Origin of the sequence: Corynebacterium sp. CTNIH16 (assembly GCF_032821655.1) — a bacterium.
Taxonomy (GTDB): Bacteria; Actinomycetota; Actinomycetes; order Mycobacteriales; family Mycobacteriaceae; genus Corynebacterium; species Corynebacterium marquesiae.
In genome coordinates, this window is record NZ_JAVBIG010000012.1 from 1 (window position 1) to 19,791 (window position 19,791).

The 19,791-nt window shown below is 57.9% G+C and carries 22 protein-coding genes and 1 rRNA gene; 21 read left to right on the top strand and 2 right to left on the bottom strand.

Annotated features, from left to right (window positions below; translation table 11 throughout):
* The 16 genes from rrf to RAE04_RS10005 all read left to right on the top strand — a co-directional run.
* Positions 1-90, top strand: a 5S ribosomal RNA gene (rrf, locus tag RAE04_RS09930); the annotation flags it as partial.
* A 271-nt stretch (positions 91-361) separates the two neighbouring features.
* Positions 362-811: a hypothetical protein gene (locus tag RAE04_RS09935; protein WP_317027248.1), complete on the top strand. Its 450-nt coding sequence runs from the start codon at positions 362-364 to the stop codon at positions 809-811.
* 2 nt (positions 812-813) lie between these two features.
* Positions 814-1,173, top strand: a complete 360-nt coding sequence (locus RAE04_RS09940; RefSeq protein WP_317027249.1) for a hypothetical protein — start codon at positions 814-816, stop codon at positions 1,171-1,173.
* A gap of 79 nt (positions 1,174-1,252) precedes the next feature.
* Positions 1,253-2,062: a hypothetical protein gene (locus tag RAE04_RS09945; protein WP_317027250.1), complete on the top strand. Its 810-nt coding sequence runs from the start codon at positions 1,253-1,255 to the stop codon at positions 2,060-2,062.
* Positions 2,062-3,045: an HAD-IIA family hydrolase gene (locus tag RAE04_RS09950; RefSeq protein ID WP_317027251.1), complete on the top strand. Its 984-nt coding sequence runs from the start codon at positions 2,062-2,064 to the stop codon at positions 3,043-3,045. The genes RAE04_RS09945 and RAE04_RS09950 overlap by 1 nt, the downstream gene beginning before the upstream one ends.
* Positions 3,036-3,197 carry a hypothetical protein gene (locus RAE04_RS09955; protein WP_005324658.1) on the top strand — a complete coding sequence of 54 codons (162 nt, stop codon included), beginning with the start codon at positions 3,036-3,038 and terminating at the stop codon, positions 3,195-3,197. The genes RAE04_RS09950 and RAE04_RS09955 overlap by 10 nt, the downstream gene beginning before the upstream one ends.
* Positions 3,197-4,003 (top strand): TlyA family RNA methyltransferase, encoded by an 807-nt coding sequence (locus RAE04_RS09960; protein ID WP_317027252.1) that lies wholly within the window; start codon positions 3,197-3,199, stop codon positions 4,001-4,003. The genes RAE04_RS09955 and RAE04_RS09960 overlap by 1 nt, the downstream gene beginning before the upstream one ends.
* Entirely contained in the window at positions 4,000-4,884 is an 885-nt protein-coding gene (locus RAE04_RS09965) for an NAD kinase (protein WP_049378093.1), read from the top strand. Before RAE04_RS09960 ends, RAE04_RS09965 begins: the two co-directional genes overlap by 4 nt.
* Positions 4,884-6,554: a DNA repair protein RecN gene (gene recN, locus RAE04_RS09970; protein WP_317027253.1), complete on the top strand. Its 1,671-nt coding sequence runs from the start codon at positions 4,884-4,886 to the stop codon at positions 6,552-6,554. The genes RAE04_RS09965 and recN overlap by 1 nt, the downstream gene beginning before the upstream one ends.
* A 19-nt stretch (positions 6,555-6,573) precedes the next feature.
* Positions 6,574-7,725 (top strand): putative cytokinetic ring protein SteA, encoded by a 1,152-nt coding sequence (steA, locus tag RAE04_RS09975; RefSeq protein WP_317027254.1) that lies wholly within the window; start codon positions 6,574-6,576, stop codon positions 7,723-7,725.
* A gap of 3 nt (positions 7,726-7,728) precedes the next feature.
* Positions 7,729-8,631 carry a copper transporter gene (locus RAE04_RS09980; RefSeq protein ID WP_317027255.1) on the top strand — a complete coding sequence of 301 codons (903 nt, stop codon included), beginning with the start codon at positions 7,729-7,731 and terminating at the stop codon, positions 8,629-8,631.
* Positions 8,632-8,634: 3 nt separating this feature from the next.
* Positions 8,635-9,273 carry an NUDIX hydrolase gene (locus RAE04_RS09985; RefSeq protein ID WP_317027256.1) on the top strand — a complete coding sequence of 213 codons (639 nt, stop codon included), beginning with the start codon at positions 8,635-8,637 and terminating at the stop codon, positions 9,271-9,273.
* Positions 9,270-10,160: a site-specific tyrosine recombinase XerD gene (gene xerD / locus RAE04_RS09990; protein WP_317027257.1), complete on the top strand. Its 891-nt coding sequence runs from the start codon at positions 9,270-9,272 to the stop codon at positions 10,158-10,160. The genes RAE04_RS09985 and xerD overlap by 4 nt, the downstream gene beginning before the upstream one ends.
* A gap of 12 nt (positions 10,161-10,172) precedes the next feature.
* Positions 10,173-11,180, top strand: coding sequence for a hypothetical protein (locus tag RAE04_RS09995; protein WP_317027258.1), 1,008 nt, complete (start codon positions 10,173-10,175; stop codon positions 11,178-11,180).
* 126 nt (positions 11,181-11,306) lie between these two features.
* The gene (locus RAE04_RS10000; protein WP_317027296.1) at positions 11,307-12,179 is read left to right on the top strand and encodes a ParA family protein; all 873 of its coding nucleotides are present in this window, start codon (positions 11,307-11,309) and stop codon (positions 12,177-12,179) included.
* 6 nt (positions 12,180-12,185) lie between these two features.
* Positions 12,186-12,983: a segregation and condensation protein A gene (locus tag RAE04_RS10005; protein WP_317027259.1), complete on the top strand. Its 798-nt coding sequence runs from the start codon at positions 12,186-12,188 to the stop codon at positions 12,981-12,983.
* Here RAE04_RS10005 and RAE04_RS10010 read toward each other — a convergent pair.
* The gene (locus RAE04_RS10010; RefSeq protein ID WP_317027260.1) at positions 12,980-13,546 is read right to left on the bottom strand and encodes a GNAT family N-acetyltransferase; all 567 of its coding nucleotides are present in this window, start codon (positions 13,544-13,546) and stop codon (positions 12,980-12,982) included. The two genes, RAE04_RS10005 and RAE04_RS10010, sit on opposite strands and share 4 nt — an antisense overlap.
* An 88-nt stretch (positions 13,547-13,634) precedes the next feature.
* On the opposite strand from RAE04_RS10010, the gene scpB reads away from it, so the two are divergent.
* The 5 genes from scpB (at position 13,635) to RAE04_RS10035 (ending at position 18,966) form a co-directional block, all read left to right on the top strand.
* Complete coding sequence (gene scpB / locus RAE04_RS10015; RefSeq protein WP_200436151.1) at positions 13,635-14,189, top strand: SMC-Scp complex subunit ScpB; 555 nt, start codon at positions 13,635-13,637, stop codon at positions 14,187-14,189.
* Positions 14,190-14,244: 55 nt separating this feature from the next.
* Positions 14,245-15,156, top strand: a complete 912-nt coding sequence (locus RAE04_RS10020; RefSeq protein WP_317027261.1) for a pseudouridine synthase — start codon at positions 14,245-14,247, stop codon at positions 15,154-15,156.
* Positions 15,156-15,851 (top strand): (d)CMP kinase, encoded by a 696-nt coding sequence (cmk, locus tag RAE04_RS10025; RefSeq protein ID WP_317027262.1) that lies wholly within the window; start codon positions 15,156-15,158, stop codon positions 15,849-15,851. Before RAE04_RS10020 ends, cmk begins: the two co-directional genes overlap by 1 nt.
* Positions 15,844-17,424, top strand: a complete 1,581-nt coding sequence (gene der / locus RAE04_RS10030) for a ribosome biogenesis GTPase Der (protein ID WP_225746983.1) — start codon at positions 15,844-15,846, stop codon at positions 17,422-17,424. The genes cmk and der overlap by 8 nt, the downstream gene beginning before the upstream one ends.
* Positions 17,425-17,580: 156 nt before the next feature.
* Positions 17,581-18,966, top strand: a complete 1,386-nt coding sequence (locus RAE04_RS10035) for an anaerobic C4-dicarboxylate transporter (RefSeq protein WP_317027263.1) — start codon at positions 17,581-17,583, stop codon at positions 18,964-18,966.
* On the opposite strand, the gene RAE04_RS10040 is transcribed toward RAE04_RS10035, so the two are convergent.
* Entirely contained in the window at positions 18,963-19,769 is an 807-nt protein-coding gene (locus RAE04_RS10040; RefSeq protein ID WP_317027264.1) for a class I SAM-dependent methyltransferase, read from the bottom strand. The genes RAE04_RS10035 and RAE04_RS10040 overlap by 4 nt on opposite strands.
* Positions 19,770-19,791 lie beyond the last annotated feature (22 nt).

Here is a 19,791-nt window from a genome sequence, read left to right on the forward strand (position 1 = left end):
CCCGGTCCCATTCCGAACCCGGAAGCTAAGCCTGCACACGCTGATGGTACTGCAACCGGGAGGTTGTGGGAGAGTAAGTCACCGCCGACACCAAACAACAACAAACAACAAAATACAAAAACAATGAAGCCGTAGAAGACAACGGACAAAGTGCCGGAGTCTCCTACGGCTTCATTCGTGTTTTTACCTCGATTGCTCGGGCGGCCAGCTTAAGGACTATTCTGACCTAATCGGACATGGTAGATAAGCTATCTTGAATGGCAGTTTGCCCTGAACGTCAGTTCATTATGATGTTTCGAAGGGCAAACTTTTTGTTGCATCTTCGCTACACTTACCCACTCGATAGTTGGGGAGGAAACTCATGTGGTTCGATGGCTATCATCAGCAATTTGGAAAACGTCTGGAAGAGTTTCATGCGGTTGAGATTCCCGCGATGCTCGCGGAGCTCTCGCCGGAGCAGGAAGAGCAAGTCACCCAGGGTGCCAAAGAATTTCCGTTCGACGCGGTGCGAGACGTCTTAAACTCCAAGTACAGCTACGAAGACAAGGTCTCCCGAATACTGGCTATCAGCGGTACATGGATGAATGCTGCTTCCGGTAGCCAGTGGGCACTAGGCCCATTGAGCAGTACAGCATACTCTGAACGGGTAGGCATAGGCGTTAGATGGGGTGAGATAGCATTTTCACCACTATTGAATGTCGCAGAGAACCTTATTGATGCGTATCCCACTTGGCCAGGTGTGCTCAGGGAATTCGCTCAGAATCAAGAATTTAACCGTAGCCATTATTCGCAGCGGCTTAAGGAGATTTAGCGGTGTCTGACTTCCTTTCTGATAGGGCGCTAGATGTTTCCGGAGCTAAGGTCTTATTCGGTATCGGCACTGCGCTGCCGGGCTCTTTGCTCTTGTCTATTTGGTGTGAAGGCGGCAGTGAGGGCTGGTGGGACGTTGCGACCGGCGCGGTTTTGATTGCGTTTGCGGTGGTGCTTCTCTGTTGGGCTGCGTTGAGGAAGTCATGGCGTCGTCAAGCGCTGTGGGGCCTGCTATTCGTTGTCTACGGCATTCTAGGCGCGCTACTTGTTCCTAGTGGTAGCAGCCGCTTTTTTACGACGTGTGTTTGGATTGCTGTGATGAGCAATGTTCGGGTAACGCTGCGGCAGCCCGTCAGGATCTAAATTCCGGCTTTTTGTTTGTGGGTTGTAGAATAGGGCGGGTATTTCTGTGCTAGTTCCAACCAAGAAAGGGTAGGGCTGAATGTCGGAGCGCAATCACAATGGGCGGGGCGGACGTGACCGTAAGCCACGCAATAACAAGGGCCGTGATTTTAAGGGCGGTTCCCGGAAGAAGAAGTCTTTTTCGCCGCAGCGCTCCGGTTACCGTGAGGAACGCATTAACCGTCGCATGAGTGACCCAGACATCCCGGCAGAGGTAGATGTCAACGACCTAGACCCGATGGTGTTGCAAGACCTGAAGTCGCTATCGAAGGAGAACTCCGAGGCCGTCGCTAAGCATATGATCATGGCTGCGACCTGGATGGAGGATGATCCTAAGCTCGCATTGCGGCATGCGCGTGCCGCTAAAGACCGCGCTGGCCGCGTCGCAATTGCCCGTGAAGTCAACGGAATCGCTGCGTATCGCGCCGGCGAGTGGAAAGAAGCTTTGGCTGAGCTGCGTGCCGCGCGCCGCATTTCCGGTGGCCCCGGAATGCTCGCAGTAATGGCTGATTGCGAGCGCGGCTTGGGCCGCCCGGAAAAGGCGCTCGAACTAGGCCGTTCGGAGGAAGCATCGGAACTTGATGAAGAGTCCAAGATTGAGCTGGCCATTGTTTTGGCCGGCGCCCGCCTAGACCTGGGTCAAGCTGAGTCCGCGGTTGTCACCATTCAGCGCGCACATCCTGACCGCGATGCCCGCGGGGTAAGCGCGTGCCGTCTCGCTTATGCCTACGGTAATGCTCTGCTAGAAGCGGACCGGAAGGAAGAAGCTCGGGATTGGTTTGAGCACGCAGTTTCTATTGATGAAGGCGACTGGACCGATGCTGCCGAGCGCCTTGAGGAGTGCAAGTAGTGACGGTTCTAAGCAAGCACGATGCTCTTCTTCTCGATCTCGATGGCACCGTGTGGGAAGGCGGTCGCCCGCTTTCTAACGTGGTGGACGTCATCAACACCTGCGGAGTGCCGGCAGTGTATGTGACCAACAATGCTTCGCGCAGCCCACAGGCAGTGACGAAGATGCTGGCGGACATCGGTCTCACTGCGGGTAAGGATCAGATCGTTACCTCTGCGCAAGCGGTTCTTCAACTAGCGGCGGAAGAGGTCCCAGCTGGGGCGAAGCTGCTTGTCATCGGTGCCGATTCCCTCCGTGACTTGGCCCTCGACATGGGCTTCAAGGTAGTCTCCAGCGCCGATGACAAGCCTGCTGCCGTAGTGCAAGGCTTTGACCGCTCGGTTGGCTGGGAACACTTGACTGAAGGTGCCTTGGCCATTCGCCAGGGAGCCAAGTTCTTTGCTTCGAATCTCGATACCTCCCTCCCAATTGAGAGAGGTCTTGCTGTGGGAAATGGTTCTCTGGTTGCCGCCATCCAGTCAGCCACCGGGGTAGAGCCGGTATCTGCTGGCAAGCCTGAGCCGGCCATGTTTACTTTTGCGGCAAAGCAAATCGGCGCGAAGAAGCCACTTGCTGTGGGCGACCGTCTGGATACTGATATTGCAGGTGGTAACTCTGCTGCAATGGATACCTTCCATGTGCTCACCGGCGTTTCTGGTGAGTTGGAGCTGATTGAGGCACCTGTGGAGGCACGCCCCAACTTTGTTGGCGCAGGGATGCACGAGCTGGCCCTTCCTGTCTCCGTTGCTCGTCCCGGAGCCCAGGGTGGATTTACGGCGCGGTGCGATGGCCATGACCTTCTGCTCGAGGGCGGCGACGAAAAGTCTACCTCCGTTCAGGCATTGCGCACCGTGTTGGAAGTTGCATGGGCCATGCCGTCGCCGCCGCGCTATATTCAGCCGCGTAGCGAACGTGCGGAAAAGGTGGTTGCGCAATGGCGGTAAAGCCGCACGACTTTCGAGCCGTCAAGGAGCCGGCAGAGATCGATGCGGAAGTAGCAGAGATCCTTGGAGAAGACGCAGCGGACTTGGCCGCTGAAGTAGATCAGCTTGATCGCGCTCACAATGTGTTGCGCGATGCATTGCAGGAGAATTAATGCCCCCTCAACGTCGTAGGTTAGATGCGGAGTTGGTGCGCCGAAAGATTGCGCGGTCACGTGAGCAGGCACGGGAGATGATTAAGTCGGGCCGTGTCACGGTTGGTGGCTTCAAGGCGCACAAGCCGGCGTCGATTGTAGAGCCCGAGGTTTCCATCAAGGTAGAGGAAGCCGAAGAAGACAAGTGGGCTTCACGTGGCGCTCACAAGCTTTTGGGCGCCTTGGCGGCGTTCGACGTCGACATGAACGGCCGCATCCTCGATGCCGGCGCTTCTACCGGTGGCTTTACGGACGTGTGCCTTGAACACGGTGCGCAGGAAGTGCTGTCTGTCGACGTAGGCTATGGGCAGCTGTTATGGCGCCTGCAAAACGATGATCGCGTAACCGTTTTAGACCGTACGAATATCCGGAATTTAACGCTGGAGCTTACCGACGGCCCCTGCGACGGCATGGTAGGCGACTTGTCCTTTATTTCCCTCCGCTTGGTATTGCCGGCCATTGTGGATTGTCTGAAGGACGGCGCTTGGTTGTTGCCTATGGTGAAGCCGCAATTTGAAGTGGGCAAAGAGCGCCTCGGAAGCGGTGGAGTGGTTCGTTCGCCGGAGTTGCGTAAAGAAGTTACTAGGGAAGTCGCTGAATTTGCGTTGTCCCTGGGGCTTAGCATGCATGGGGCTGTTGCATCCCCGCTGCCTGGGCCAAGCGGCAATGTGGAGTACTTCCTGTGGCTGAAAAAGGACGGTCAGCCAACAGATCTGGCTAGAGTGGAAGAAATGATTGACCGCGCAGTCGAGGGAGGCCCGCAATGACACGTGAGATCCTGTTGGTGCCTCATGCCAACCGTCAGCAGAACTTGGAGGCTACGTCGCGTGCGGCAGAACTCCTACAAAGTGCGGGAATTACTGTTCGAGTGTGCGCGGACGAAAAGGTACTGCCGGGATTAAAGCATGTACCTCACACCGAAGATGCGGCCGCAGGGTGCGAATTGGTGTTGGTTTTAGGCGGCGATGGAACCTTCCTCCGTGCCGCCGACATGGCGCGTGCCGTAGATATTCCGGTGTTGGGCATCAATCTAGGCCACGTGGGGTTTCTGGCCGAGTGGGAGGTCGAATCCCTAGATCAGGCCCTAGTGCGGGTCATAGATAAGAGGTACCGTATTGAGGATCGACTCACCATCGATGTCACTATCTTTGATGAGGAAGGGACCCTTCTTAACCGCAGCTGGGCTTTGAATGAGGCTTCGGTAGAAAACCAAAACCGATCCGGCGTGCTAGATGCAATCTTGGAAGTTGACCGCAGACCGGTGTCGTCCTTTGGTTGCGATGGGGTGCTAATTTCCACGCCTACTGGGTCGACTGCCTATGCGTTTTCGGCTGGCGGCCCAGTGCTGTGGCCCTCCCTCGATGCGATTTTGGTAGTACCGAATAACGCGCATGCGCTGTTTACCAAGCCATTGGTTGTATCTCCCAATTCTTTAGTGGCCGTTGAATCAACTATGCGTACGACACCGGCGACCGTGATTTTGGACGGTTTCCGTGAGCTCGCAATGCCACCAGGGGCACGTGTGGAAGTAGTGCGAGGCGCGCGTCCGGTGCGATGGGTACGCTTGGATGACCAACCTTTTACTGACCGTTTAGTCTCGAAGCTGCGCCTGCCCGTAGAAGGGTGGCGCGGGCCGAAGGAGAAGTAGTGCTCGTCGATATTTCCATCAATGATCTGGGTGTTATTAGCCAGAGCTCTGCGGAACTATCCGCGGGCCTTACTGTGCTTACCGGTGAAACCGGTGCGGGTAAGACCATGGTGGTTACTGGTTTAAGGCTCTTAGCCGGTGGTCGCGCGGACGCCTCCCGGGTGCGCGATGGCGCGAAAAAGGCCGCAGTGGAGGGGCATTTTTCTTCCGCAAAGGACTCGATCCGTGAGTTGGTGGATTCGGTAGGCGGAGAGCCCGACGAAAACGGAGAATATATTGTTTCGCGCACAGTCTCCGCCGCGGGAAGATCGCGGGCCTATTTAGGCGGCCGCGCAGTACCGGCTGCAACCCTGGGCAAGTTCGCGCGCGAGCTGATAACGGTCCACGGGCAAAATGATCAGCTGCGTTTGCTCGCGCCCGAAGAACAACTGGGCGCGGTAGACCGTGCGGATCCGAAGTTGGCGGGCGTGCGGGAGCGCTATACCGAGGCCTTCAAAGAGTGGCGCAGCCTCGCCAAGGACTATAAGCGGCGTACGGAGCAGCGCCGCGAGTTGGCGCAGGAGGTTGATCGCCTGCAATTCGCCGTCGATGAGATCGATGGCATCGCCCCAGAACCCGGCGAGGACGAGGAACTGGTGCAGCTGGTTCGCAAGCTGCAAGACGTCGATGGGCTGCGCGAGTCCGCGGAAATCGCGTTGGCTTCCATCGATGGTACCGAGGAACTGGAAGAGGCCGCCTCGGCCCTGCTAGGCCGGGCGGTTTCTGCATTGGCGGGATCCACCGATAAGGAACTGGCGGCCTTGGGCGAACGGCTCGGCGAGATCTCGTCGCAACTGGGCGATATCTCCGGCGAGCTCGGTGGGTATCTAGCCGGGCTGCCGGCGGATCCACACCTGTTGGAAAGGTCCCTCCAGCGGCAGCAGGAACTGCGCACGTTAACTAGGAAGTACGCGGGGGATATTGATGGAGTCGTAGCTTGGCGCAATGAGGCTGCGGCAAAGCTCGAGTCTATGGATACCTCTACAGAAGCCCTAGAGGAGCTGAAAAAGCAGGTCAAAGACGCTGAATCGGTGATGATTGAGCGGGCAGGGGAGCTGACAAGGGGGCGTCGGAAAGCGGCGAAGGCCCTAGGCGAGCAGGTGACGCAGGAGCTCCACGGCTTGGCCATGCCCAACTCGACTCTGACGGTCGAGCTTACGCAAGCGAAATATTCTAAGTCCGGCGCAGACGCGGCCGAGCTGCAGTTGAATGGTAAGCCGATTGCCTCTGCTGCCTCGGGCGGCGAACTCTCCCGTGTCATGCTGGCCTTGGAGGTCGTGCTGGCAGACGAGGACGGCGCCACCTTGGTCTTCGATGAGGTCGATGCCGGCGTGGGCGGACGCGCAGCGGTAGAGATCGGCCGCCGCCTGGCGCGCTTGGCGGTGCATAACCAAGTGATTGTGGTAACGCACCTGCCACAGGTCGCAGCGTACGCGGATGCGCACCTGCATGTATCGAAGGAGAAATTTACCTCTGGTGTGGCCGAGCTTTCACAGGAGGAGCGCGTAGAGGAATTGGCCCGCATGCTGGCGGGGTTGGACGATACCGAGACCGGGCGCGCGCACGCACAGGAGCTTTTTGACCGCGCGCAGGAAGAAGCTTCCGCGCGCCTCGCCCACTCGAAACCATAATCACGCCACAATAGGGCTCATGGCTCTGTTTTCCCGTAACCCCGAGCAGCCTGCTGCACTGCGCGATTGCACTCCAGGCGCTAAGGGGATGAAAAAATTTAGTGAAGGCGATGTCGCCGTAATTGATGCGGCCAATATCTCTCGCCACGAGGCTCAAACTCTCGTAGACCTTAAGCCCTCCGCCGTTATTAACGTGGCGGAATTTTCTACCGGCACAGTCCCTAATTATGGCCCGCACATGTTGCTTGACGCCGACATTACCCTCCTTGAAGGCGTGGGACAGTCCTTTGTTTCCGAGTTCAAAGAGGGCAAAAAGGCGCGCATCGGGGACGACGGCACCGTCTTTAGCGGCGATAAAGCGCTCGGCACCGGCCGCGTAGTAACCCGCGAACGAGCAGAAAAGAACTTCACCGCGGCGCAGGGCGCGCTGATTGACCATATGGAATCCTTCTTTGGCAATTCCATTGATTTCATTAACTCGGAAGGCCCGCTGCTTATCGACGGCCTCGGCGTCCCCGCTTCCGGTTCCGAAATCGCCGGCCGGAAGGTTGTCCTCTTTTCGCCTACCGATAGGCACCGCGAACAGCTCAAGCAGCTGCGCAACTTTATTCGCGAGTATGAGCCGCTGCTGATCGCAGTGGGAACGGCGGCAGATTCCTTGCTGGCCCAAGGGTATAAGCCAGATTTCATTATCGGGGATCCCAATGACGTGAGCGATGAAGCTCTGCGTTGCGGCGCCCGCGTAATCGTTCCTGCGAACCCGGAAGGAGAGGTAGAAGGCCTCGACCGCATCCAGGACCTCGGCATCGGCGCGATGACTTTCCCCGCAGCAACACACTCAGGTACCGACCTAGGCCTGCTCTTTGCTGATTACCACGGCGCGGATCTCATCGTGCAGGCCGGCGGTGGGGTAGACCTCGATGATATCTTTGCTGACCGCACCAACCCCTCGGCCGTGCTGTCCCGCCTCAAGGCCGGTACCAAGGTGGTAGACGCCGATGCGGTGATCAATCTCTACAGTGCGCCCTCCTCCAACCTCGGCTGGTTGTGGGCAGTCCTGGGAATCCTGGTTGCCATTGCGGCAGTCATCCTCATCGTCGGTTTCGGCGGCAGCCAGGACTTTGCCAGCAACCTTAGCGAAACCTGGTCTAGCCTCTTTGGAGGCGCATAAGCCATGGCAAAGACTGAGCTCGTAGCAGGCTTGGGCTTCGGCGCCGCGGTAGGCGTAGCCTTAGGCGCCCTAGTGATTGCGCCGAACTTGACCACCAGCATGGCGGACGACGATCCGATACGCGAGGAGCACCGGAAAGTGGTCCAAGACAATAAGATTCTGCAGACCCAGAATGAGGCCAGCGACAAGCTGGTGGCCGATTCTGGCGCGGAAATGGTTGACGGGACATTGTCACAGCGCCCAGTGCTCATCGTGACCACCGATGACGCCAATGGCGGAGACGTGGACGCGATTCGGAAGCTCTTGGAGTCTTCCGATGCCACGGAGGCCGGCGAGATTAAGCTGACCAAGGACTTCTTACGCTCCGAAACTAAGGACAAGCTGCTTCCCATCTTGAAAGATATTGCGCCCAAGAAGGCAGATATCAAAGGCTTAGATTCTGCAGGAGCCCTCAGCGGTGAGGTCTTGGGGACTGCGCTGTCTATGGATCCTGAGAGCACGAAGCCTTTGGCCTCAGTAGACGAGCGTGCAGACGTGCTCCATAAGCTGCGCGACGAGGGCTTTATTGATTACGAGGACGGCACCATCGTGCCTGCGCAGGCTATCGTCGTGGTCTCTGGAAGTGGCCTACGAGGCTATCCGTCCACCGCGCTGGCAGAATTTGCCACCGGTTTGGATGATGTCAATGGGTCCGTGGTGTTGAGCGGGCGCACCAAGCAGACTCAGGATGATAAGGCGCTAGCCCAGGTGCGTGATCAGGACGCGGAGCTGTCTACGGTCGATGGCACCGAACGGGCAGTAGAGCGCATTGCGGTCATTCTGGCCACCCAGGAACAACTGGATGGTGGCCAGGGTCACTATGGCGCCACCGAGACTGCTGACTCCGCCTTGCCGGGAAAGGAATAGCCCATGGCGCATGATTTCAAGGTGCTTGATTCGCAGCTGCTTGTTGAAGCCCCCATTATTGCCCTGCGCCGCGACGAGGTAGTCATGCCCGGTGGTGTTTCCGCCTCCCGGGAAGTAGTCGAGCACCTAGGTGCTGTGGCCGTTGTGGCAGTAGACTCAGACGAGCGTATTGCGATGGTGTATCAGTACCGCCACAGCGTGGGAAAGCGCCTGTGGGAACTGCCGGCGGGATTGCTCGACGTCCGCGGTGAGGATGAGCTGACCGGCGCGCAGCGTGAATTGCAGGAGGAGGCCGGCCTAAGCGCACAGACGTGGTCCGTGTTGACGGACCTTGTGACTTCGCCGGGTTTCTGCGAGGAGGCGGTTCGCGTATTCCTTGCCTCGGAGCTTTCCGACGTCCCCCGGATGGAGGCTACCGGTGACGAAGAAGCCGATATGGAAATCGCTTGGGTGGGACTCGATGAGACCGTTGACAAGGTACTGCGCGGTGACATCGTCAATTCCATCGCCTGTAGCGGCATCTTAGCGGCCTACGCGGTGCTGCGCGGCGGCAAGGGAACCCGCAGTGTGGAGGAGCCGTTCAACCTTCGACCGACCTCAATGAGCTCCCGCCGCACGGGCGCGGACCTAAAACAGCTGTGAGCGCGCTCGAAAACGTAGCGCAGACGTGGCTTAATCATCTAGCAGTCGAGCGCGGCGTTTCCGCCAATACCTTGAGCAACTATCGCCGCGATGTCCGCCGCTACCTTGCCTGGCTGGGGGAGAACGGGGTTGAGGATTTGCGGTCGGTGACGCGACCGATGGTAGAGGCTTATCTTAAAGACCTGCGCTCCCACATGGCTGTGGCCTCAGCCAACCGAGCGCTCATCGTTGCTCGCGGACTGCATAAATTTGCCGTGTCAGAGGGCGTAGTGGACGTCGATGTCGCGGTTGAGGTAACCCCTCCGTCAACCGGGCAGCATTTGCCTGAGACATTATCGGTAGATGAGGTCACCGCCCTCATTGAAGCGACTACTACTGAGACCCCAGTAGATGTGCGCGACCGTGCCCTGCTGGAGATGCTCTATGGCACCGGCGCGCGAATCTCGGAAATTATCTCCCTGACCGTTGATGACGTGTCCGCCGCGCAGGAGGTAATACGCCTGCGGGGCAAGGGAGACAAAGAGCGGATTGTGCCAGTGGGCTCGCATGCCCGCCAGGCTCTCGATGCCTACTTGGTGCGGGCTCGTCCAGCACTGAGCAAAGGTAAGACGCCCGCGCTGTTTCTCAATACCCGCGGTGGGGCTCTATCGCGTCAAAGTGCATGGACTGTGTTGAAGACGGCAGCGCAGCGGGCGCAATTGGGAAAGTCCATTTCTCCGCACACCTTGCGGCATTCTTTTGCGACGCACCTGCTTGAAGGCGGCGCAGATGTGCGCACCGTGCAAGAATTGCTGGGACATTCCTCGGTGACGACAACGCAAATATATACTCACGTCACTGCCGATTCCTTGCGCGAGGTGTGGCGCACTGCCCATCCCCGTGCCTAAGAAAGGACCTATATGTTTTCAACTCGTGTAGCTGGTGCGGTGCTATCTACCGCCTTGTTTTTCCCAGCGGTGGCACACGCCCAGCTGCCGCCGGAAGTAGAGGCTGCTATTGCCGCTCCCATTTCGGTTCCTGCCGGCCAGACCACGACTGTAAGCTTGCCTGTGCCGGCCGAAGCCAGCTACTCCGGCGATGGGTGGAATGTGTCTGCCTCTGGTACCTCCGCTACCATCACCGCCCCAGCAGAAGGCGGCCAAGTCTCGGTTCCTGTCTCCGCCCAAGGCATGAATGCGACCCTGACGCTGGTAGCCGATGGGTCGGTTGCGCAGGAGGACATTCAGGAAGAAATTGATGGCGCGGAAGGCGGACCGGCCCCAGCTCCAGCGCCGGATTCGGGCTCTGATAAGCCGGCTGGAGGTGATAATGCTCCAGCAGGAAAAGGTGCCGAGGGCGGAGATGGCAAGCCCGCGCCGTCGAAGGAAAATAGCAACTTGCCGGTTGTTCCAGGTGAAAAGCCGGAGCGCAAGCCTGCTGGAGAAGCCAACCTTGAAGGCGCGGAATACGTCAACCTTGAATCCAAGATCGAAGGCAATACTATTACCGCGAAGATGGGCTTCAAGCAGGCCTTTGACCTCTACCAGCAATTCAAGGACACGCAAGAAAACGACGTCACGCTGCGTTACCTCGATGGCGAGGGCAATATCATCCAAGGCGTAGAGCGTGACGTGGATGCCTCTTCTCGAACCCTCACCTTGACTTATCCGGAGGGCGAGGCGCCTGATAATCCCTTTATCATGCAGTTGCTTCGCAATGACGGTTCTGGGGCCGCACTCATCGTCACCCTACAGGACCCTAACTATCAATCCGCCGCGGAAAACCTCGATGAGCGCCAGCGAAAGGAACCCAAAGAAGAAGACGACGGCTCACATTTGGGCTGGATTATTGGAGGGGCAGCTGCGGCGGTACTCATCGCGCTCATAGCTCTGGTGGCAATCCGAAAACGCCGTTCCAGTCAACGCTAAACACTTGATATAGACTAAGTCTCGGTACTTTTAATCCGTAACGGGTACGCTTTAATGACAACGTTGTAATCAACCCTAAGCCAAGTGTCATGGTCCGGACTTGGCGTCAAGGAAGCAGGTGTGACTGTGAGCGAAGAGGGTCTATTTTCTGCCTCTGACGTAGAGGTGGGGCTGACCGGTCGTCCTATCCGTGAGTTACCGGAACCCGCACCCTTGGAAAAGCATGGGCCGGCCACCATCATTTCGATGTGTAACCAAAAGGGTGGCGTAGGTAAAACCACCTCAACCATCAATATGGGTGCTTGCTTGGCGGAATACGGCCGTAAAGTCCTCTTGGTTGACCTTGACCCCCAGGGCGCGCTTTCGGCGGGTCTCGGGCTCACACATGACGATATCGAGGACACTATCTATGACGTGATGCTCGATAGTCACACCTCTATTCATTCCGCTATCCAGCACACCGGGGTACCGGGCTTGGATCTGGTGCCGGCGAATATCGACCTTTCCGCCGCGGAAATTCAGATGGTCAATGAAGTCGGTCGCGAGCACACCCTTGCCCGTGCGCTACGTCCGGTGCGCCGCGATTATGACTTCATCATTATTGACTGCCAGCCCTCCTTGGGCTTGCTTACCGTCAACGCCCTTGCTTGCTCACAGGGTGTGATCATCCCTATGGAGTGCGAGTTCTTCTCCCTGCGCGGTTTGGCGCTGTTGACCGATACCGTGGAGAAGGTTTCTGATCGCATTAACTTTGACCTTGAGGTCATGGGAATCCTAGTGACCATGTTTGATCGCCGGACCAAGCACGCCCGGGAAGTGATGTCCCGAGTGGTGGATTACTTTGGCGATAAGGTCTTTGACACAGTCATTACCCGGACCGTTCGATTCCCAGAGACTTCGGTAGCCGGAGAGCCGATTACTACCTGGGCACCCAGCTCCCCGGCCGCACAGCAGTACCGGAACTTGGCCAAAGAGGTCATCGAGCGCTCGACCGTTTAAGGTATCGTGACCCAGCCGGAGATTACGGGCTTTCGCATTGCACTGCGAAATTTTGAAGGCCCTTTTGACCTGCTATTGCAGCTTATTCAGTCCAAGAAGATGGACGTGACGGAGGTTGCGCTGTCAGAAGTAACGGACGAATTTGTGGCGTATACACGCCAGTTGGGCGCATCTGCTGATCTGGATGAGACCACTGATTTTTTATTGGTGGCAGCCACGCTTTTGGATTTGAAGGCAGCGCGGCTTCTGCCGCGCGGTGATGTCGACGATATTGAAGACTTGGAACTGCTGGAGTCGCGCGACCTCCTTTTTGCCCGTCTGTTGCAGTACAAGGCTTATAAGCAAGCAGCGGACCAATTCGCCGTGTGGCAGCGCGAGGCGCAGCGCAGCTATCCGCGTGCGGTTTCCATCGAGGAGAAGTTTGCGGAACTTTTGCCTCCAGTTTCGCTCGGCCATACGCCGGCCAGTTTTGCCGAGCTAGCGGCGGGCGTGTTCCGTCCCAAGCCGCCGGAGGGGGTGGCAACCGGTCACGTGCACGCCGTAGCAGTATCGGTACCAGAGCAGGCCGGCAAGATTTTGGAAACACTCAAGCTACTCGGCGCAGGTCAATGGACCAGCTTTGGTGCACTAACCCGCGACTGTACGGTTTCTATGCAGGTAGTGGGGCGTTTTTTGGCCCTGTTGGAGTTGTACAAAGCCAAGGCGGTTGATGCACAACAAGAAGAAGCGCTGGGTCAGCTGGACCTATCGTGGACAGGCTTGGATGTTGACCCAGCGGTAGTTGCCGCAGCGAACTGGGACTAAGGGCGCTGTTGGATGAATTCCAGTGTCTCGGGGGAGAGCTCGCGGTCGGAGTAGACACGTACGTCTGGTTCCTCGGGGTTGTCCTCGGTGCCTATGCGGCGCCCTTCCCATACCTGTTGGAGCCCTTGCTTTTCGATGACCCGGATGGACGCCGGGTGGTTTGTCGTAACGCGGGCCGTGATCGGTGAGTCAGGGTCCACTTGGCGGATGCACTTAACCGCTGCCGAGGTGATCTCGGTGGCAAAACCTGCGCCCCAATGGGCGGGGCGCAGGCGGTATTTGATGTCCCAGAAGTTTGCCTCTTCGACGAAGATGGCACCACCGACGCCGACGAATTCCGAAGGGTTGTGGCGCAAATAGGCGGCCCAAGGCCCGAAGTGGTGGGCGTCCCACGACTGGGAGGATGCTTGTGCGAGTGCGCGGGTGGTGCGGATATCGGCAAAGCGCCCGTTGGGGCGGTGGCTCCAGATACGTCCGTCGCTGTAGACCTTGTGGGTCTCTTCGGTATTTGCGGCGGACAGCGGGATGAGGATGAGTCTGTCGGTGCGAGTGATAGTTTCCATGACAATATGTTACACGAGTCACAGTCGGAGCCGAAAGTGATCTGGAGAATTTTCAGCAATTTTTTCTTCTCCACTAAACTCGGGCGCTATGGATCTTCCCCTCATCTCGCAGCTGCGTTCCCGTCTTGAGTCCATATTGCTCGTGCTCGACTCCCCAGCTTCTGTGGAGTCATTGGCGCGTGCGCTGGGGGCGGAAAGGGACGTCGTCAGTGATTGCTTGCGTTCTATTCAGCGGGAGTTGGATAGTCGCGGTTCTGGTATTGACCTGCGCGAGACCCAGGAGGGGTGGCGCTTTTATACGCGCACCGAAAATGCTGGGGCAGTCGAAGAATTTCTCTTGGATGGCGCCCAAACCAAACTCTCCCGCGCTGCCCTGGAGACTTTGGCGGTAGTGGCCTATCGCCAGCCCGTTACTCGCCAGCAGGTGGCGGCGGTTCGCGGCGTCAACGTTGACGGTGTTATGCGAACCCTTAACCTGCGTGGATTGGTCCGGGAGTTGCCGCAGGATGATTTTGAGGGCGCCGCTCACCGGTACGAAACGACAGAATTGTTCCTCGAGTTATTGGGGATCGATTCTTTGGAGCGCCTGCCAGACTTGGCGCCGCTGTTGCCTGACGTAGAGGCGATCGACGAAGAGTACTAGCGTGGGGTAGGATTGCCCAGGTAATTTCATATCTTCGAGAGAAAAGGACACGTACGTGACTCCTCCCGCTCGCCGTGACGGCACACCGGATAAGAAGCAGCGAGACAGTGACATCATTGTCTCCAATGCCAAGCCGGCCCGCCACCAGCATGTATCAAAGAAAAAGCAGAAGGCTACCGCAGAATCCGTAGCCCGCGAATTGGGTGCCGATTGGCTGGTCGATGAAGGCAAGCCCAAGGGAGAGCGCCTCCAAAAGGTGCTCGCCAAGGCGGGCGTCGCTTCCCGCCGCCACGCAGAAATCCTCATCGATGCCGGCCGAGTTGAGGTCAACGGCAAGATCATCGCCAAACAAGGCGTCAAGGTAAATCCCTCCGTTGACGTCATCCGAGTAGATGGTGTGCGCGTCAACGTCAATGAAGAGCACGAATATTTTGTGCTCAATAAGCCGCGCGGCATGCAGTCCACCATGTCTGATGACCTAGGGCGCCCGTGCGTGGGTGACGTGGTTTCAGAAAAGGTCGCAGCCGGCCAGCGACTCTTTCACGTCGGCCGCCTCGACGCCGATACGGAAGGCCTGCTCATCCTCACTAATGATGGCGAGTTAGCCAACCGCTTGATGCACCCCAAGTACGAGGTGACCAAGACCTACCTCGCCACCGTATTGGGCGAGGCCGATAGGAAGCTCGTGCGACAGCTCAAGGAAGGCATTGAGCTGGAAGACGGAGTGGCAAAGGCCGATTTTGCACAGGTAGTTGATACCAACCAGGGCTATTCCTTAGTGCGTCTTGAGCTGCATGAGGGCCGCAAGCATATCGTGCGCCGCATGTTGAAGGAGGCGGGATTCCCCGTGCAGCGCCTGGTGCGCACCAAGCTGCATACAGTTCAGCTGGGCGATATGAAGCCTGGCGGTCTGCGTGCCCTCAACTCCAGCGAGCTGACTAGCTTGTACAAGGCGGTGGAGATGTAATGATTTCTAATATGCCGAATGACGGTCTCATCCTAGCCGTGGATGGCCCATCTGGAACTGGAAAGTCTACCACCTGCCGTGCACTGGCCAAGCAGCTGGATGCAAAGTACGTCGACACTGGTGCTATGTACCGGGTGGCAACGCTTGCGGTGCTGCGTGAAGGCGTTGACCCTGCTGACACCGCCGCGGTTATTGCGGCTACGGCTGATCTGCCCTTGGGGGTATCCGATGACCCAGATTCCACCGAGGTTCTCCTCGGCGGCGAGGACGTCTCGCGCGTTATTCGAGAAGACGAAGTCACCCGTAACGTTTCCGCCGTGTCTGCCATTCCGGAGGTGCGCGAGAATCTGGTTGCGCTGCAGCGCAAGCTTGCCCGCGAGGCTCACCGCGCGATTGTAGAAGGCCGCGATATTGGCACTGTGGTGCTTGCCGACGCCCCCGCTAAGGCATTCATGACTGCCTCTGCCGAGGTCCGCGCTCAGCGCCGCCAAGCCCAGAATGAAAAGGCGGGTATCGCTTCGGATTACGAGACGGTACTCGCAGATGTCCAGCGCCGGGACGCTGCGGATTCTTCCCGCAAGGCCTCACCTCTGCGCCCAGCGGAAGACGCAACCCTAGTCGATACTTCCAAAATGAGCCCAGAGGATGTGCTGGAAGCTCTGATTAACGTGGTAAAGGAGTCTGTCAATGACTAATCACGATCCCCAGGAAGAGTCGGAGACTCAGTTCCACTACCCGGCCGGTAAATTCGATGATGAGGTGGTAGAAGCCTCTCCTGGTTGGGCCGCCGATGATTTCAATACCGAGGAATTCGACTATGACTTCGATGACTCGGAATTTGGTGAGGCTGATTATGGCGACGGTGCGCACGCAGAAGAGCCTCTGAGTGAAGAGGAGTGGGAAGAACTTTCCCGCGCTTTCGGTGTGGAATCCGATGATCACACCGAAGAAGCTTTGTGCACGGTGGCCGTAGTCGGGCGCCCAAATGTGGGTAAGTCCTCTTTGGTTAACCGTTTCCTTGGCCGCCGCGAAGCAGTGGTAGAGGACCACCCTGGCGTTACCCGAGACCGAATTTCCTATGTTGCGGACTGGAACGGTCAGCGCTTTTTGGTACAGGACACTGGTGGCTGGGATCCCAACGTGAAGGGTATCCATGCGGCGATTGCCCGCCAGGCAGAAGTAGCCATGGAAACCGCCGATGTCATCGTTATGGTGGTAGACACCAAAGTGGGCATCACGGAGACGGATGAGGTCATGGCTCGCCGCCTGCAAAAATCGCCTGTGCCAGTGATTTTGGTATCGAATAAGTTCGATTCCGATAATCAGTACGCGGATATGGCGGAATTTTATGCCCTAGGTTTGGGCGATCCGTGGCCCGTATCCGCCCAGCATGGCCGCGGCGGTGCGGACGTGCTCGATGAGATTCTGCGGGTCTTTCCTGAAGAACCACGGCAGACCGCGATTACCTCTGGGCCTCGCCGCGTCGCATTGGTGGGCAAGCCTAACGTGGGTAAGTCCTCGCTGCTGAATAAGCTCACCAGCGAGGAGCGCTCCGTGGTCGACAACGTCGCGGGAACCACCGTGGATCCGGTTGACTCTCTAGTGCAGCTGGATGAGCAGCTGTGGAAGTTTATTGATACTGCGGGCCTGCGCAAGAAGGTGAAGAACGCGCAGGGGCATGAATACTATGCGTCCTTGCGCACCCGCGGCGTTATCGATGCTGCCGAGGTCTGCATCATGCTTATCGACGCCTCTGAGGAGATTTCCGAGCAAGACCAGCGCGTGCTCAATATGGTGCTCGAAGCCGGCAAGGCCCTAGTCATTGCATTTAATAAGTGGGACCTCATGGATGAGGATCGCCGCTATTACTTGGACCGCGAGATTGATCAGCAGCTGAGCCACTTGCCGTGGGTCACGCGTGTGAATATCTCTGCGGAAACGGGCCGCGCGCTGCAGAAGCTGGAGCCGGCCATGATTGAGGCACTGGAAAGTTGGGATCAGCGTGTGTCCACGGGCCAGTTGAATAACTGGTTGCGTGAGGCTATCGCGGCTAATCCGCCGCCGATGAAGAATAACCGTCTGCCGCGCGTATTGTTCGCCACGCAGGCCTCGACTCAGCCGCCGACCATCGTCTTGTTTACGACGGGCTTCTTGGACGCGGCGTATCGCCGCTACCTTGAGCGCAAGTTCCGCGAGCGGTTTGGTTTCCACGGAACGCCCATCCGCATCGCAGTGCGAGTGAGGGAGAGGCGCGGCAAGAAGCGCTAGCAGTATGCCCGTTACGCTGGGATTATAGCACTCAGGCGAGCGATTGTTGCACCGGACACGGTGTGAGAATTCGCTCGCCTTTCCGTTTATGTCCGATCATGTGGGTCTGGATAGGATATAACCAGTTAATAATTCTCTCGTGATGGAAGGCTCAGCATGCTAGCCAGCGTCATTGCGCCAGATTCAATTCTGGCCATCGTGCTCCAAGTCATCATCATTCTCAGTGCCCTGCTTCTGGGTACTCGATATGGTGGCATCGGATTAGGACTTATTTCCGGCATCGGTTTGATGCTCATGGTTTTTGTCTTCGGCCTTGCCCCGGGTGAGCCGCCGGTATCTGTGATGCTGACCATCATTGCGGTTATCGGTTGCGCGGCCACCTTGCAACAAGCCCGTGGTCTTGAAGTGATGATGCAATTTGCCGAGAAATTTCTGCGCGCCCACCCAGAGCGCATCACTATTCTCGCCCCGCTGACCACCTGGTTCCTGACGGTACTGTGCGGTACGGGCCACGTGGTGTACACCATGTTTCCGATCATTGAGGATATTGCCCTGAAAAAGGGCATCCGACCAGAGCGGCCGATGGCGGTGGCTTCGACGTCGGCTCAGATGGGTATTACGGCCTCGCCAGTATCTGTGGCCACTGTATCTCTGGCATCTATTATCGCCGAGAATGCTGGCGCTATCGATCACGCCTATTCCATTCCGCAGATCCTCATGGTGGCTATGCCCGCCTCGCTTGCCGGTGTCATTCTTGCCTCGCTGTGGTCGCTCCGCCGCGGAAAAGATTTGGACGAGGACCCGGCTTTCCAGGAGCGAATGAAGGATCCGGAGTTTGCAGAGAGCATTCACCAGTCCACCGGGTCGCTCATGGATGAGGAATTTTCGCCAGAAGCAAAACGCTCGGTGGTTATCTTCCTTTTGGCTATTGCCAGCGTGGTGGCGCTCGGTGCGTTTGAATTCCTGCGCCCCCTCGTTCCAGGCGACGATGGCGAGTTGAGCCCGCTATCTATGAACCTGGTTATCCAGATGGTCATGCTTGTTGCCGGCGCAATCATCTTGCTCAGCTGCAAGGCTGACCCGAAGAAGATCGCGTCCACTCCAGTGTTTAAGGCCGGTATGACGGCAGTATTCTCCGTCTTCGGTGTGGCGTGGATGGCCGATACCTTCTTTGAAGCCCATATTGATGCTTTGGAGTCCAACCTCGGGTCCGTGGTGGAGGCCGCCCCGTGGGCCTACGCGGTGGTACTGGTCATCGTGTCCAAGTTGGTTAACTCCCAGGCTGCAGCGTTGGTCGCGATCGCGCCTATCGGTTTGCAGCTCGGCATCGATCCCGCCGTTATCGTCGGATTCTACGGCGCAGCCTATGGCTATTTCATTTTGCCGACGTACCCCTCGGACCTTGCCTGCATCGGCTTCGACCGCACGGGCACTACGCACATTGGCAAGTTCGTCATCAATCACTCCTTCCTTGTGCCTGGAGCGATTTCGGTCTTCACCTCATGCGTGGTGGGCTCGCTACTGGCCCAGGTCCTGCTCTAATCCGAATCCCGTACCAACACGAAGGCATCCGTGCGGTACGGGATGCGTAGTTTTTGCCCCGGTTTAAACCCCATGTGCTTGTAGAGGTACCAATCCAGGTTGTGGGTCATGCGTTCGTGGATGGTTTCGCCATTGCGCAACCAGTAGGAGCGGGTGTGCATCAGCTGGTGAAGCTGCTCGGGGGTAAGTTCGTGTTCCCAGGTCAAGCGCAGTTCACGGTCTAAAACCCACGGTGCGGTGTAGGTGGGGTAAAAACCCGGTTTGTGCACGTCGCCAGAGTGCATTATGCGCGAGAGCCGCAGGATCCAGGGGTCCGCGTTGACATCAAGCGTGTTCCACACCAGGAGAATCTTTCCGCCCGGCGCGAGGACGCGGTCAAGCTCTGCACAGGCGGCTGGTACGTCGACCCAGTGCCAGGTTTGGGCGAGGCAGGCGGCGTCTAAGGAGGCGTCGGCGAGCGCGGTGTTTTCGGCCGTAGCACGAAGGGCTGGCAGGTGGAGGTGTGCTGCGAGGATTCCAGCCATATCGGCGGAAGGCTCTAGCGCAAAAACCTGAGCATTGGGGAGGGACGCGGTGAGTTTTCCAGTTCCGGCCCCAATATCGGCAACGGTATGGGCGTTAGCGATAAGGGCAGAGACCTCGTCCGGATAGCCGGGGCGCACATCGTGATAGGTGCTCGCGCCGTGACGGAAGGCCTGAGCGGAAGCGGTGCGTTGTGCGGCATCGCGGAAGCCAGGGCCTTGTCTAGTGGAGGGCTTGCGGTAGCTAGGGAAGTGGCTGGGATTGGGGCGGCGAGTCGACATAACCCATCTAACCTACCGCGAA

Coding starts and splice junctions, on each gene's coding strand:
- RAE04_RS09945 (WP_317027250.1), top strand. CDS start 1,253: ATGTCGGAGCGCAATCACAATGGGCGGGGCGGACGTGACCGTAAGCCA.
- RAE04_RS09960 (WP_317027252.1), top strand. CDS start 3,197: ATGCCCCCTCAACGTCGTAGGTTAGATGCGGAGTTGGTGCGCCGAAAG.
- RAE04_RS09995 (WP_317027258.1), top strand. CDS start 10,173: ATGTTTTCAACTCGTGTAGCTGGTGCGGTGCTATCTACCGCCTTGTTT.
- RAE04_RS10010 (WP_317027260.1), bottom strand. CDS start 13,546: ATGGAAACTATCACTCGCACCGACAGACTCATCCTCATCCCGCTGTCC.
- der (WP_225746983.1), top strand. CDS start 15,844: ATGACTAATCACGATCCCCAGGAAGAGTCGGAGACTCAGTTCCACTAC.
- RAE04_RS09985 (WP_317027256.1), top strand. CDS start 8,635: ATGGCGCATGATTTCAAGGTGCTTGATTCGCAGCTGCTTGTTGAAGCC.
- RAE04_RS09980 (WP_317027255.1), top strand. CDS start 7,729: ATGGCAAAGACTGAGCTCGTAGCAGGCTTGGGCTTCGGCGCCGCGGTA.
- RAE04_RS09965 (WP_049378093.1), top strand. CDS start 4,000: ATGACACGTGAGATCCTGTTGGTGCCTCATGCCAACCGTCAGCAGAAC.
- scpB (WP_200436151.1), top strand. CDS start 13,635: ATGGATCTTCCCCTCATCTCGCAGCTGCGTTCCCGTCTTGAGTCCATA.
- RAE04_RS10035 (WP_317027263.1), top strand. CDS start 17,581: ATGCTAGCCAGCGTCATTGCGCCAGATTCAATTCTGGCCATCGTGCTC.
- RAE04_RS09935 (WP_317027248.1), top strand. CDS start 362: ATGTGGTTCGATGGCTATCATCAGCAATTTGGAAAACGTCTGGAAGAG.
- steA (WP_317027254.1), top strand. CDS start 6,574: ATGGCTCTGTTTTCCCGTAACCCCGAGCAGCCTGCTGCACTGCGCGAT.
- RAE04_RS09955 (WP_005324658.1), top strand. CDS start 3,036: ATGGCGGTAAAGCCGCACGACTTTCGAGCCGTCAAGGAGCCGGCAGAG.
- cmk (WP_317027262.1), top strand. CDS start 15,156: ATGATTTCTAATATGCCGAATGACGGTCTCATCCTAGCCGTGGATGGC.
- RAE04_RS10040 (WP_317027264.1), bottom strand. CDS start 19,769: ATGTCGACTCGCCGCCCCAATCCCAGCCACTTCCCTAGCTACCGCAAG.